Below are 12,982 nucleotides of genomic sequence, written 5' to 3'. Positions count from 1 at the left end.
GCACGCTCAGAACTGCCCGGCGGTGTTGCACTTGGCCTTCTGCACGACGCAGTCCTTGACGCGCTGGCCCATCGCGGTGTCGTCCCAGGCGAGGAAGACGTCACCGTGCATCGACGACGCCATCTTCGAGGCCAGCTCGAAGCCGTCGGCGCTGCCGCTGGTCCGGTACGCGATCACGAACGAGATCGACGGTATCGCCACCGGGTGGTCGCCGCCGCAGGTGCCGTCGTACGTGTAGCGCACGTGCGACTTGTGATCCGGGCTGTCCAGGTGCACGCCGTCCCAGCAGTCCGGGAACACCAGTTGGAACATGAGGTCCGCGGTCGGCGCGCACACCGGCCAGTTGCCGTCGGCGCTGCGCCCGATCTCGCCGCCCGGTCCCGCGCAGTAGAACTGGTTGACCGTGCCGCGCGGGGTGGGCGCCTGCAGCCGGGCGTCACCGGCGATCATCCGGAAACCCTGCGGGAACGGCACCGTCTGCGTGGGGTCGCTGAGCCGGGAACCGTAGTAGACGGTCACCCCGGACGGCTCGACCGCCTTGCCGTGCTCGAACAGCGTGGGGATCCAGTACGCCGACAGGTCCGTCGCCGGCGCGCAACTGGAGCCGGCGTCGGCCAGCAGCGACTGCGTGGTGGTGTTCGCGTCGGTGCTGTGGTTGCCCAGGAACGTGTGCATGTGGGAGGCACCGGGCATGCCGGGGAACACGATCGGGTCGTCCGGCCGCGAGTGGCTGTACCGGCACGCCGCGTTGAACTCCGACACGCGTACGGCGTTCGCCGGCGCCGGGTGGGTGGGCAGCGCGCGGAAGGCCGCGAGCTGGGCGTTCCACTTCGCCTGGTCCATGGTGACCCAGCCGGCGCCGTCCGAGGCCGGACCGGCCCCGAACGAGAACCAGTTGATGTTGACGAAGTCGCCGCCCGTGGTGTTCTGCATGACCGCGTACACGGTCTGGGCGCCGGTGGGGTGCGCCGTCGCGGTGGCGGTGCGGGTCACCCAGCTCTGCCATCCGCCGGTGGCCGCGACGGGGAAGCGGGTCAGCAGCGGGCCGGTCACCGAGCCGGTGCGCAGCTCGATCGCGCCGGTGCCGCCGGTGGCGGACGCGATGCGCGCCGAGACGGTCAGGTCGCCGGCCGGCCCGAGGTCGACGCCGTCGAACCGGAGCCAGTCGCCGGCGGCGAGGTAGGAGACGTTCTGGCCGCCGCCGGTGTCGGCGGTCGGCTCGGTCGCGGCCCCGGACTGGGCGGCGAACGACTCGGCCTGGACGACCACGGTCGCGGCGGACGCCGGAGCGGTGGCGGCGGCCACCGTGGCGGCCGCCACGAGCAGGACGCCCAGGGAGGCGGACAGGAGGGTACGGGGTGTGCGTGGGCTCATGACGATCCTTCGGGGTCAGGGGTCCCGCGCCCGCGATGGGGGATGGGCGAGGGCCCGGCCGTCATGCATCTGCCCCGAATTATCGAAACCGTTCGATACTTCGGCCAAGGCTTGAAACATGCCTGCCGAAGTATCGGCCGAACGTACCGCCGGGTTCCGGCATAGGTTGGTCGGCATGGAATATCGCCAGCTGGGCCGGTCCGGCCTCCGAGTATCCGTCCTCACCATGGGCACCATGACCTTCGGCGGCAAGGGCAACTTCGCCGTCGTCGGCTCCACCGATGTCACCGCGGCCCGCCGCCAGGTGGACCGCTGCCTGGACGCGGGCGTCAACCTCATCGACACCGCCGACGTGTACTCCGAGGGGCTGTCCGAGGAGATCGTCGGCGAGGTGCTCGAGGGCCGCCGCGAGGACGTGCTCGTCGCCACCAAGGTGCGCATGCCGATGGGCCCCGGCCCCAACGACGCCGGCCTGTCCCGGCACCACGTGATCGCCGGGTGCGAGGCGAGCCTGCGCCGGCTGCGTACCGATCACATCGACCTCTACCAGGTCCACGAGTGGGACGGGCAGACCCCGCTGGAGGAGACGCTCGAGGCCCTGGACCTGCTGGTGCAGCAGGGCAAGGTGCGCTACGTCGGCGTCTCCAACTACGCCGGCTGGCAGTTGATGAAGGCGCTCGGCACCGCGGAGCGCATCGGCGCGCCGCGCTTCGTCAGCCAGCAGATCTACTACTCGCTGCAGGCCCGCGACGCCGAGTACGAGCTCGTCCCCGCCGCTGTCGACCAGGGCCTCGGCGTGCTGGTGTGGAGCCCGCTCGCCGGTGGCCTGCTCTCCGGCAAGTACCGGCGCGGCCAGCAGCCGCCGGAGGGCTCGCGCCAGCTCACCGACTGGAACGAGCCGCCCGTGTACGACCAGGAGCGGCTCTACGACACCGTGGAGGTGCTGGTCTCCATCGGCGAGGACCGCGGCGTGTCGGCGGCGCAGGTGGCGCTGGCGTACCTGCTCGGCAAGCCCGCGGTCACCTCGCTGATCATCGGCGCGCGGACCGACGAGCAGCTCGCGGACAACCTGGCGGCCGCGGACCTGACACTCAGCGCCGAGGAGCGGGCGCGGCTGGACGAGGCGAGCGCGCCGCCGCTGCTGTACCCGTACTGGCACCAGGCGAAGACCTCGAGCGACCGGCTGTCCCCGGCCGACCTGACCCTGCTCGGCCCGCACCTGTGAGGCTCAGGCCGGCCCCCGGTCGACGAACGTGAACGAGGTCCGCGCGTCGTCGTCCCGGCGCACGACGACGCGTGAGCCGTTCTGCGACCACTCGAGGGTGCCGTAGGCCGGGTTGGCGACGCGGTACGCCGGGCGGCCCGCCCCGTCCTTCTTCCCCGTGGGGGTGAAGGTGAAGGTGGTTGCGTCGTTCTGCCGGCAGGGGGCCGTCACCAGCACACCGTCGGCGCCGGGCGTGACGCGCACACCGAGGCAGCGCACGCCGAACTCGCCGGTGAGCCACTTGATCTGGTAGCCGGCGCCGGAGGGCACCAGCGTGAAGTGGCTCTCGTCGTCCACGCCCCCGATCTCGGCGGTACGGCTCACCTCGCCGCCGTTCGGGAAGATCCACACGTCGTCGTCGACCTCGACCAGGTGCAGCACGCCGCGACGGCCGCCTGCCAGGAAAGCCGGCGCCGGCGCGGCCGACGGGGATTGCGTGCGTACCGGCGCGGCCCTGCTGCCGTCGTCCCGGGGCAGGGCGTTGACGGCCAGGCCCGCACCGGCGAGCACGGCCAGCGTCAGCCCGGCCACGGCCGCCCGCCGCCGGCCGCGAGCCCCGCGCCCGACCCGGTCCGCCGGTGGCGGGACCGGGGTCGGTGCCGGGGCCGGGCCGGTGCCGCTCACCAGCGCGTCGAGCACCTCGCGGGCGGTCGGGCGGCCGGCGGGGTCCCGGGCCAGCGTGCGCGCCAGCAGGCCGCGCAACGGCGCGGGCACACCGGTCAGATCGGGCGGCTGGGTCATGATGCGCACGGCGGTGCCCGCGGCGGAATCGGCGGCGAACGGCGTGCGTCCCGTCGCCGCGTACGCGACGACCGCCCCGAAGGCGAACACGTCGGCCGGGAAACCGATGCGCCCGCCCGGGTCCGGTTCGAACCGCTCCGGCGCCATGTACGCCACCGTGCCCACCATCTGATGGGTGCCGGTGTGCCGGCTGGTCGCCTCGAGCGGGCGCGCGATGCCGAAGTCGATGACCTTGACGCCGCCCAGGCCGAGCAGGACGTTGGCCGGCTTGAGGTCGCGGTGCACCACCCCGGCGCCGTGGATGGCGGTCAGCGCGGTGGCCACGCCGATCGCGAGGCTCTGCAGCGCGGTGCCGGTCAGCGGGCCGCCGTCGCGCACCACCGTGGCGAGGGTCGGGCCGTCCACGTACTCGACCACCAGGTACGGCGGGTCGTGGCCGGCGTCGGCGTCGAGGACCTCCGCGGTGCAGAACGGCGGCACCTCGCGCGCCCGGTTCACCTCACTGCGGAAACGCGCCCGGTACGCGGGATCGGCGCCGAACTCGGCGCGCAGGGCCTTGACGGCGACGCGGCGCCCGTCCGGCGCGCGGCCCAGGAACACCGTCCCCATGCCGCCCTGCCCGAGCCGGCCGAGCAGCTCGTAGCCGCCGAGGCGGCCCGGGTCACCGGGGCGCAGCGGCATCGTCATCCGAGCCTCCCACCGGTGTCCGCGGCACGCCCACAGGCACCCTACCGGGTCCCCGCGACCGGGCGGCGGCGCTCACCGCTCCCGGTGCCGGTAGTGCTGGACGACCAGGCCCGCCGCGCAGGCGAGGGTGATGACGCCGAACGCGGCGCCGATGAAGACGTTGGTGCTGGTGCTGGAGAGGATCGCGTTCGCGGCGGCGCTCAGCACGAGCACCACCCACAGCAGCGTACGGAGGAAGCCGGTGTTCTCGCTGTTCTCGCTGTTCTCGGTCATGTCACCAACGTATGGACGGGCCGGGCCGGTCACGATCCCGCCAGCGCGCCCTTCCGGGTACAGCTGGCTGTACTTCCGGACCGGGCCTGTGGGCGCGGGCGGCCCGGCTGCCCTAGGGTTCTCGCCGTGAGATCGCCGCTGCAGGTCAGGGCCCGTGCCATGCGCGAGGCCCTGGAACGCCTCGTCGGCGGGCTCGGCACGGCGGTGCTCGCCTTCGTCGCGGCGGTCTGGCTGCTCCTCGTGGCCGCCGGCTGCCTGGTGGGCGTCGGGCTGCTGTTCGTGCCGACCGCCCTGCGCCTGCAGCGCTTCGCCGCCGACCGCGAACGGGCGCGGCTGTCGCGCTGGGGCAGGGAGATCGTCGGGCCCGGGCCGGCACCGGCCCGCTGGCGCGACGCGGTCCGCGACCCGTCGGTGCGCCGCGAATGGCGCTGGCTGGCCTGGCACGCGACCTTCGGCTTCGCCGTGGGCGTGCTCGGCATCACGCTCCCGCTCAACGCCGTGCGCGACGGCACGTTCCCGCTGTGGTGGAAGCTGCTGCCGCCGGCGGACGCGACCTCGTCGCTGGGCTTCCCGGTGGTCAGCGACTGGGTGGGCGCGTTCGGGGTGTGGGCGCTGGGCGTGGCCTGGATCGCGCTGGCGGTCGGCTTCGGCCCCACGCTGGCCCGCTGGCAGGCCCGGCCGGGGCGCCGGCTGCTCACCCTGCCCGCCGACGTCGACCTCTCGCTGCGCGTCGCGGAGCTGACCGCCACCCGCGCGGCCGCGCTCGACGCGCACGCCACGGAGCTGCGGCGCATCGAGCGGTCCCTGCACGACGGTACGCAGAACCGCCTCGTCGCGGTCACGGTGCTGCTGGGCGCCGCCCGCCGTGCGCTGACCCGCGATCCGGCCGGCGCCGGGGAGATCCTGGGCCGGGCTCAGGACGCCGCCGAGCAGGCGCTGGCGGAGCTGCGTACGGTGGCCCGCGGCATCCTGCCCCCGGTGCTGGCCGACCGCGGCCTCGAGGGCGCCCTGGACGGCCTCGCCGCCACCAGCGCCGTGCCGGTCCGCATCGACGTGGACGTACCCGGCCGCTGCGCCGCGTCGGTGGAGGCCACCGCGTACTTCGTCGTCGCGGAAGCCCTCACCAACGTCTCGAAGCACAGCGGCGCCGAGCACGCCGCCGTGACCGTGCGCCGCCGCAACGACCGGCTGACCATCGTCATCGGCGACGACGGCCACGGCGGGGCGGACGAGGACGGCGGCTCCGGGCTGACCGGCATCCGCCGCCGCGTCGACGCACTCGACGGCACCCTGACCCTGACCAGCCCGCCCGGCGGGCCGACCACCCTGACCGTGGAGCTGCCATGCGGATCGTGATCGCCGAGGACGACTCGTTGCTGCGGGAGGGGCTCGCGCTGCTGCTGCGCGCGGAGTCGCTCGACGTGGTGGCCACCACGGACGGGCCCGAGACGTTCCTGGCCGCGGTGGACGAGCACAAGCCGGACGTGGCGATCGTCGACGTGCGGATGCCCCCGACGCACACCGACGAGGGGATCACCGCGGCCGTGGAGGCACGGCGGCGGCAGCCCGGGCTGGCGGTGCTGGTGCTCTCGGCGTACGTGGAGCAGGCGTTCGCGACCGAGCTGCTCAGCGGGGGCGCGGCCCGGCTGGGGTACCTGCTGAAGGAGCGGGTGGGACGGGTGGAGGAGTTCCTCGCGGCCCTGCACCGGGTGGCCGGCGGCGGGACGGCGATCGACCCCGAGGTGGTGGGGCAGCTGCTGACCCGTACGCGTCCGGATGCCGCGCTGAACCGGCTCAGCCCGCGCGAACGCGACGTGCTGGCACTGATGGCGGAGGGCCTCGGCAACACCGCGATCGCGGAGCGGCTCTTCGTCACCGAGGGAGCGGTCCACAAGCACATCCGCAACATCTTCTCGAAGCTGGACCTGCCGCCCGACGACCGCGCCGACCGCCGCGTGACCGCCGTGCTGCGCTACCTGGAGGACACCCAGCGGCGGGCCTGACCGCATCGAACTGCATCATGCCGCCTCCATCGTCGCCCCCCACTTGTCCCTGGTCAGAGTGATCGGGGCCGTCCTGCGTTGCCGCCGGGCGAGGCGCTGGCCAGACTCGGCAAGGTGGCCGCCGCCGGGCGGCACCGAGCGAAGGGTGCGCGATGGAGGTGATTCGTCCGTACTTGTTCGCGCCCCCCGACCCGGACCGGTCCGGACTGTCGGTCACCTGCGACCTCGAGACCGGCATCCTGGATCTCGCCGTGCGCGGCCGCTTCGGCCGTCGCGCGGCGACCGACACGTTCACGAGCCTGCGCAAGTGCCTGGCCGAGCACCCGGCGGCGATCGTCGTCGACCTGGTCGGGTTCGAGGACCCGCTGGCGGCCAGCGCGGCGATGTGGGTGGCGATCAACCGGAAGGCGGCGGCCCTGCACCCGCCGGTGCGCCTCGCGCTGGCCGTCGAGCCCGGGACACCGCTGCGGGACCGGCTGACGCGGCTGGGCGTCGAACGCTACTTCCCGGTGCGGTCCACCCCCGCCGAGGCGCGCGCCGCGGCGTCCGGCACGGTGCCCTGGACCCAGCGCCTCCAGCTGATCCAGCGGGCCCCGGACGAGCTGTCCACCTGCGCGGCCCGCAACCTGGTCGGCGCGGCGTGCGAGGCCTGGCGGATGCCCGACCTGCTGCACCCGGCCCGGATCATCGTCTCCGAGCTGGTGACCAACGCGGTCGAGCACGCGGGCACGGACGTCACCGTCACCGTCTGGCGCCGCGGCGCCGGTCTGCACCTGTCGGTCCGCGACGGCGACCCGCGGCTCCCACGGCTGCTGGACGCGTCGTCGGGCGCACCCGGCGAACGCGGCGCCGGCCTGCGCATCGTCGGCGCCCGGGCCACCGCGTGGGGTGCCATGGCCACCCACGACGGCAAGCTCGTCTGGGCCACCCTGCGCGGCGCCCGGTGACGCCACAGCTCAGCCGGCGTGCAGCTGCCGCCGCACGAGCACGAGCAGCACGGCGAGCGCGAACAGCAGCAGGGTCAGCGCCGCGCCGGTGCGGCCGAAGAAGAACACCACCATCGGCAGGGTCACGTACAGCAGCATGCTGAGCAGCAGGATCGTGGGCAGCGGCCGCTCCCCGGCGGGCCCGCCCATCCGGGCCGCGAACCCCGGATCCTCGCCGGCCAGGCCGCGCTCGATGTCGCGCAGGGCGTGCCGGTCCCGATCGCTGAGCATGCGATCACCCCCTCGGCGGCGGCGTGCCTCCCGCCCATCCTCACAGGATGCGGAGATCGACTCAATCGATCGGCAGCGATGCGGCGACCGGCCACGCGAGCATCAGCGCGCCGGCCGGCACGGTCGCCCACCACGGCGTACCGGATCGCCAGGCGAGGCCGCCGAGCAGCAGGTGCAGCCCGGCGAGCGCGGCCACGAGCGGGGCGACCAGCGCGAGGAAGGCGGGGGCCGGGCCGGCTGCCGCGGCCACCGGCAGCGGCGCCGAGACAAGGGCCAGAACCACGACACTGTACGGCGGCCCCGCGGCGGCGTGCGCCCCACCGAGCAGCAGCGCGACCGCCGCCGCCAGCAGCGCCACGAGCCAGGCGTGCCAACCGTACGGGACGACCGACGTCAGCCCCGCGTGGATGGGAATGGCCACCGCCGCCGTGCCCGCCACCGTGAACCCGGCACACGTGACCAGCGCGGCCGGGCGAGGCGGCGCGACGGTGATGCGACGGCACGCGACGGCGGCCAGGACGGCACCCGCGCCGGCCGCGTACCCGACGAGATAGCCGGACACAGTGGACGGCAGCGTCCGGGAGGCCAGCGCGCCACCGGCCAGCCCCGCCACCGGAGCGGCGAGCACCGCGCCGGCCAGCCACCACAGATCCGTGCCCCGAGGTAATGCCGGCACGGTGGGCGGGGGAGCTCCGCGCGGCCGCACCATCACCCCCGCGACCATCAGCACGAGCCCCGCCAGGAGCAGTCCCGCGGGCACGACCCGATCCTTCGCCGCGAGGACGTGACGCTCGGGACGATGGCCCAGGGCGTCCTCGAGCCAGTGGGCGGCCTCCCGGTGCGTACGGTCGGCGAACAGCACCCCGGCGTGCTCGACGAGCGGCACCCGTACCATCCGCCGCCCGTCCGGATGCGCGGCGAGCGCCTTGCTCGTCGCGTCCCGGATGCCGGCCGGCTCCAGACCGCCGACGACGAGCAGCAGATGCCGCGGACCGGGTCGCACCGGCGCCGCGTCGTCGCCGAGCGAGATCGCCACGGTCGCGGCGATGGACTGATCGGCCGCGCCGGCCCGCACCACGGCCGCGGCGCCCATCGAATGGCCGAGCAGCACCACCTTCGCCGGGTCGACGTCGGCGCGGCTGCGCACGTACCGGACGACGGCGGCCATCTCGGCGTCGATCTCGCCGGACCCGCTCAGCGGACGGCCGTTGCGGGCGTGACCGGCGAGATCGGGCAGGGCGACGACGAACCCGCGCCGGGCGAGCGTGTCGGCGAACGGCCGCATGAGCCGGCCGGACCCGGCATACCCGTGCGCGACGACGACGGCCGGGCGTCTCGGCGCGGCGTCCGCGGCCCGCACCACCTCCACGGGTACGCCGCCGGCTGACGTGCGCTCGGAGCGCAGGCCGCGGCCCGCCTGGTGCAGCCCGAAGGCGCCGGCGGCGGACAGGATGAGGCCCAGCACCACGACCACCCGCCACCTCGACACGGGCGCCACCGTAACCGGTACGGGCCAGGCCTGGAGAATGATCCTTCGTGCAGCCACCCACCGACGACGAGATCCGCGCGCTCCACGAGCGCCTCGCCCCGACCCGGGAGGCCTTCGAGGCCGTCCACACCCACTGCGTGATCGTGTGCCGCATCGCCGAACAGTTCCTGCCCCGCGCGGACGTGGACGCCGCCCTGGTCCGGGCCGGATGCCTGCTGCACGACATCGGCGTGTACCGCCTGTACGACAAGTCCGGGACGCTCGACCACGCGAACTACATCCGGCACGGGGTGCTCGGTCATGAGGTGCTCCGCGACCTGGGCCTCCCCGAGGTCCTGTGCCGGTTCTGCTCGCATCACACCGGCACGGGGCTCACCCGCGACGACATCGCCGAGCGGGGACTGCCGATCCCGCCGGGCGACTACCTCGCGGACACCGGCGAGGAGGAGCTGGTCATGTACGCCGACAAGTTCCACAGCAAGAAGAACCCACCGGTGTTCCTCACGGCCGCGTCGTACCGGACCTCGGTGCGCCGCTTCGGCGAGGACAAGGCGGCCCGCTTCGCCGGAATGGTGCACCGCTACGGCGAACCCGACCTGAGCACCCTCTCCGCCGAGTACGGCCACGCGATCGTCTAGCTACCGGACTACGTGTGCCACTCACGAGGACGCCGTTCCCTGACCGCGCCGCAGCTGGCTCGGGCACGTGTAACCGCAGCCGCGCACCGAATCCGTGACCAACCGACTCGGACGAGCCGTCGGCATCATCGCGGTTTCCGCACGTGCCGCGACGGCCGTCACGTGTCCTCTGATGTGGGTGCATCGGTCGTGGAGACGTAGCCCGCCTGCTGCGTGGCCTCGTCGGCCACCCGGACGCCGTAGTGGTAGGCCAGCTCGCCGCCGAGGTAGCCGGAGACGGTCAACGCCACCAACGCCACCCCCGACAGGACCAGTGGGCCGAGCGGTACAGGGGCCGCCGGGTGTGATCCCCGGATGATGAACCCGATCGCGAACCCGACAGTGACCGCCAGGTTGAGGCCCATGTGCACCAGCGCGGTGCGGAATGCTCGCGTGCCGGTCGGGATCGCGAACAAATCCAAGAACCCCACCGTGGCCGCCGCCAGGGCGCCGAGCACCCCCAGACCGATCAACCAGCGTGCGCCCTCGGCGAGGAAGCCCGGGTTGTCCACCACGTGCGAAGCAAGGTCGAAGACGAAGCTGGCGATCCACGCCCCGATGGGAACCGCCACCAGGGCGGGGTGCAGTGGGTGTCCGTAGGGTCCGGCGAGCGCGCTCACCGGCCTTTTTGCCTGTTCCATACCTGGCCTGAGGCGTACCACTCGGCACCTCCGAACGTTTTCACCAACGGACGTTGTTGTTAATCCATATCCTGGACCTCGGCTGCACGGATTACAACAATCAGTGTTGGTTTTATTCGTTGAGGGTGCAAGGCTCGTTGGGCTGTCCCGGCTCTGCCGGCGGTCACGTCTGGGCGGTGTAGCTGCGTGCACGGCGCAACCTCGTCGTCAACCGGCGGGGGCTCCCAAGTGGACAGTGGCCGGACATCGCACCATGCGTGCTGGCTGCGGCATGCCTGCGTCGGGCAGGGATCTTACGAAGCTCTTACCGATCGAGGCCGGGTCTGGCGTGGCCGGACACCTCGTGATGAGACTGGGCGGGTCCATCGATCAAAGGGGCGTTCTCATGGGGGTTTCACAGCGGCGAGGCTTCGTGGCCTCGGGTCTCGGGGTGGTGCTCGCCGGGGTGACGGCAGGTGCCTTGCCCGCTTCTGCGGCGGGGCCTTCGTCCGCCGCCACCGCGCGAGGTGCCCGGCACTCCGTGGCCGTGGCGGACTGGCGGGTCGTCGCCTCGCCGCCGCTCAAGCCGGCGAGCCGGCTGGTGGACGTCAGCGCGACCGGGCCGCGCGACGCCTGGACCGTCGGCTACCAGGACGACAGCTACGGCAGCATCTCACCCCGCCCCTATGCGCTGCTGCGATGGAACGGCAGCGCGTGGTCGGAGCGCCTGTTGCCGGAGGACCGCATCACGCTCTCCGGCATCAGCGCGGCCGGCCCGTCCGACGTGTGGACGGTCGGCACGGATGACGCCCTCTCGCCGTACGCCGCCCACTGGGACGGCACGGCGTGGCAGGGTCACCGGCCGAACGGCACCGGAGGCGCCTCTGCCCTCAACGACGTTGCGGCCCGTGACGGCCGGGCTGTGTTCGCCGGCGGCGACAGCCACGCGCTGATCGTCGAGTGGGACGGGCAGCGCTTCACCAAGCCCGCCGTCGCGGGCGCCGACGCCTGGACCGGCGGCCTCCACGCGGTCACCACGGTCGCCGGTGGAGCGGCATTCGCGGTCGGCGAGTGGTACGTCGACAACGCCCCCTACCCCGAACCACTCGTCGTGCAGCGCACCGGCTCCGCCTGGCGGGTCGCCGCGATCCCGAAAATCTCCAGCGCTCGCCTGCTCAGCGTCTGGGCCCGTTCGGCCACCGACGCGTGGGCTGTCGGCACCATCGACTACGACAGCGCCCCGAAACCCCTCGTCCTGCACTGGGACGGCACCAGCTGGCAGCGCGTGACCATCCCGCTGCAGGCAGGCAGCCTGGCCGCCGTCACGGGCGACGCGGCCGGCAACCTCTGGATGAGCGGCGCCAACCCGGTCCCGCCGTACGTCACCTATCCCGGTTCCCTGTTCCTGCGCTACCGCTCCGGCGTGTGGTCGGTGACGTACGGGCCCAAGGTGACCGGCTCAGACCCGTACCTGTCGGGGCTGGCCGCCATCCCGGGCACGCCGGGCTTCTGGGGCGTGGGCGCCGGTTCGGACGCGTCGGGCGAGATCAGGGCGGTCATCGAGCGCACCGGCTGACAGCGAAGCGGGGCAGCGAGGTCGTGATCGGGCAGGAGCCGAACCCGCTCAGTGCCGGGGCGCGGTTTCGCCACTGTGGTGCAGCCAGGACGCAGCGCAGCGTCTGCGCTGGATCATGCGGTCGTCAGGGACCCAGGGCCGCCGGCAGCTCCGCCCACGAACCCGATGGGGGCCGGGCGTGGCGGTGCTCGCGCTCCAACGCAGGGATCGGGTTACGCCTTCGCGGGCGCTGTCGTCAAGGGGGCTGGCACGGCCTGGACGGCAGGGGCAGCCCCGTGTCGCCCCTCCCGCGCCGGGACGACGCTGAGGACATGACTTCACAACCGGCAATCCTGTCCCGGTCCCACCACCGCCCAGCCCGGCTCGCCCGCGCGGCCGGTCGTAGCGTCGCCTTCTGCGCCGTCCTGCTTCCGGCCTCCGTCGTCACCGTGCTGCTGGCATCCACCGGCCGGTCCGCCGCGGCCGTACGGTCGTGGCGTCGCCTGCGCGTGCGTGTGCTCGGGCGGTCCGACGTGGACGTCGTGCGGCAACCGGGCACCGCACGGGTCATCGGCCACGGGCTGGTCGGCGCCCTGCTCGGCCTCGCCGCCCTCGTGCCGCTGGGCGTCGAGGCGCTGTTCGTGATGCGCGGGGTGCTGTACGGCTTCGTCGACCCGGGGCCGTACGACCACTCCTGGGGCGGCCCGGGCAAGGGCGGGGCGTGGGCGGTGCACTTCCTCGTCGGCCTGCTGCTTTCTCCCGCCGGGTTCCTCATGATGGCGGGCATCGCGGCGGTGCAGGACAGGCTGACCCTGCGACTGCTGGGCCACCGCATCCCACGCTGGGTGACGGCCGCCGCGACGGTGCTGACCCTCGGCGCGGCGGCGTTCGTCGTCGCCTGGTCCCGCCAGATCTGAGCGTCCGGTTCCGGATGTCGGCGACGATCGCGCGTGCGGGTCGACGGCGCCGAGGCCGCCCGGATCCCGGTCCGGGCGGATGCCGAGCGTGGTCCCGCCGAGATCTGGCCCTTCGGTTCCGGGCGTCCGCAACGATCGGGTGCCGGTCCGGGCCGGATGCCGAGC

General features: G+C 73.6%; 13 protein-coding genes. 7 read left to right on the top strand and 6 right to left on the bottom strand.

All coding sequences use genetic code 11. The annotated features are described in order from the left end of the window. Positions 1-6 precede the first annotated feature (6 nt). A complete protein-coding gene (locus tag COUCH_RS23050; protein ID WP_249607264.1) occupies positions 7-1,374 on the bottom strand; it encodes a DUF1996 domain-containing protein in 1,368 nt (455 codons plus the stop codon). A 175-nt stretch (positions 1,375-1,549) separates the two neighbouring features. On the opposite strand from COUCH_RS23050, the gene COUCH_RS23045 reads away from it, so the two are divergent. Then, entirely contained in the window at positions 1,550-2,599 is a 1,050-nt protein-coding gene (locus tag COUCH_RS23045; RefSeq protein ID WP_249607263.1) for an aldo/keto reductase, read from the top strand. A 3-nt stretch (positions 2,600-2,602) separates the two neighbouring features. Here the strand turns inward: COUCH_RS23045 and COUCH_RS23040 are convergent, their stop codons facing one another. Together COUCH_RS23040 and COUCH_RS23035 are read right to left on the bottom strand one after the other, a co-directional pair. Next, positions 2,603-4,066 carry a serine/threonine-protein kinase gene (locus tag COUCH_RS23040; RefSeq protein ID WP_249607262.1) on the bottom strand — a complete coding sequence of 488 codons (1,464 nt, stop codon included), beginning with the start codon at positions 4,064-4,066 and terminating at the stop codon, positions 2,603-2,605. Positions 4,067-4,138: 72 nt separating this feature from the next. Continuing rightward, positions 4,139-4,339 (bottom strand): hypothetical protein, encoded by a 201-nt coding sequence (locus COUCH_RS23035; RefSeq protein ID WP_249607261.1) that lies wholly within the window; start codon positions 4,337-4,339, stop codon positions 4,139-4,141. Positions 4,340-4,465: 126 nt separating this feature from the next. Between COUCH_RS23035 and COUCH_RS23030 the strand changes: the two genes are divergently transcribed. From COUCH_RS23030 to COUCH_RS23020, 3 genes are all read left to right on the top strand, one after another. Continuing rightward, the gene (locus tag COUCH_RS23030; protein ID WP_249607260.1) at positions 4,466-5,695 is read left to right on the top strand and encodes a sensor histidine kinase; all 1,230 of its coding nucleotides are present in this window, start codon (positions 4,466-4,468) and stop codon (positions 5,693-5,695) included. Continuing rightward, complete coding sequence (locus COUCH_RS23025) at positions 5,683-6,342, top strand: response regulator (protein ID WP_249607259.1); 660 nt, start codon at positions 5,683-5,685, stop codon at positions 6,340-6,342. The genes COUCH_RS23030 and COUCH_RS23025 overlap by 13 nt, the downstream gene beginning before the upstream one ends. Positions 6,343-6,494: 152 nt before the next feature. After that, on the top strand, positions 6,495-7,289 hold the full coding sequence (locus COUCH_RS23020) for an ATP-binding protein (RefSeq protein ID WP_249607258.1): 795 nt from the start codon (positions 6,495-6,497) through the stop codon (positions 7,287-7,289). Between the two features lie 9 nt (positions 7,290-7,298). Here COUCH_RS23020 and COUCH_RS23015 read toward each other — a convergent pair whose 3' ends face one another. Then, on the bottom strand, positions 7,299-7,559 hold the full coding sequence (locus tag COUCH_RS23015) for a DUF3040 domain-containing protein (protein WP_249607257.1): 261 nt from the start codon (positions 7,557-7,559) through the stop codon (positions 7,299-7,301). A 61-nt stretch (positions 7,560-7,620) separates the two neighbouring features. Further along, positions 7,621-9,048 (bottom strand): alpha/beta fold hydrolase, encoded by a 1,428-nt coding sequence (locus COUCH_RS23010; RefSeq protein WP_249607256.1) that lies wholly within the window; start codon positions 9,046-9,048, stop codon positions 7,621-7,623. 47 nt (positions 9,049-9,095) lie between these two features. Between COUCH_RS23010 and COUCH_RS23005 the strand changes: the two genes are divergently transcribed. Beyond that, entirely contained in the window at positions 9,096-9,686 is a 591-nt protein-coding gene (locus COUCH_RS23005) for an HD domain-containing protein (RefSeq protein ID WP_249607255.1), read from the top strand. A gap of 158 nt (positions 9,687-9,844) precedes the next feature. On the opposite strand, the gene COUCH_RS23000 is transcribed toward COUCH_RS23005, so the two are convergent. Further along, positions 9,845-10,345 carry a DUF2231 domain-containing protein gene (locus COUCH_RS23000; RefSeq protein ID WP_249607254.1) on the bottom strand — a complete coding sequence of 167 codons (501 nt, stop codon included), beginning with the start codon at positions 10,343-10,345 and terminating at the stop codon, positions 9,845-9,847. A 541-nt stretch (positions 10,346-10,886) separates the two neighbouring features. Between COUCH_RS23000 and COUCH_RS22995 the strand changes: the two genes are divergently transcribed. Together COUCH_RS22995 and COUCH_RS22990 are read left to right on the top strand one after the other, a co-directional pair. Beyond that, positions 10,887-11,921 (top strand): hypothetical protein, encoded by a 1,035-nt coding sequence (locus COUCH_RS22995; RefSeq protein ID WP_249607253.1) that lies wholly within the window; start codon positions 10,887-10,889, stop codon positions 11,919-11,921. Between the two features lie 311 nt (positions 11,922-12,232). Beyond that, complete coding sequence (locus COUCH_RS22990) at positions 12,233-12,817, top strand: hypothetical protein (RefSeq protein WP_249607252.1); 585 nt, start codon at positions 12,233-12,235, stop codon at positions 12,815-12,817. Positions 12,818-12,982 lie beyond the last annotated feature (165 nt).

This window comes from Couchioplanes caeruleus, from assembly GCF_023499255.1.
Classification (GTDB): Bacteria; Actinomycetota; Actinomycetes; order Mycobacteriales; family Micromonosporaceae; genus Actinoplanes; species Actinoplanes caeruleus_A.
Note: the sequence above shows the minus strand (reverse complement) of the source record. Positions and strands in the feature narration are given on the sequence as shown.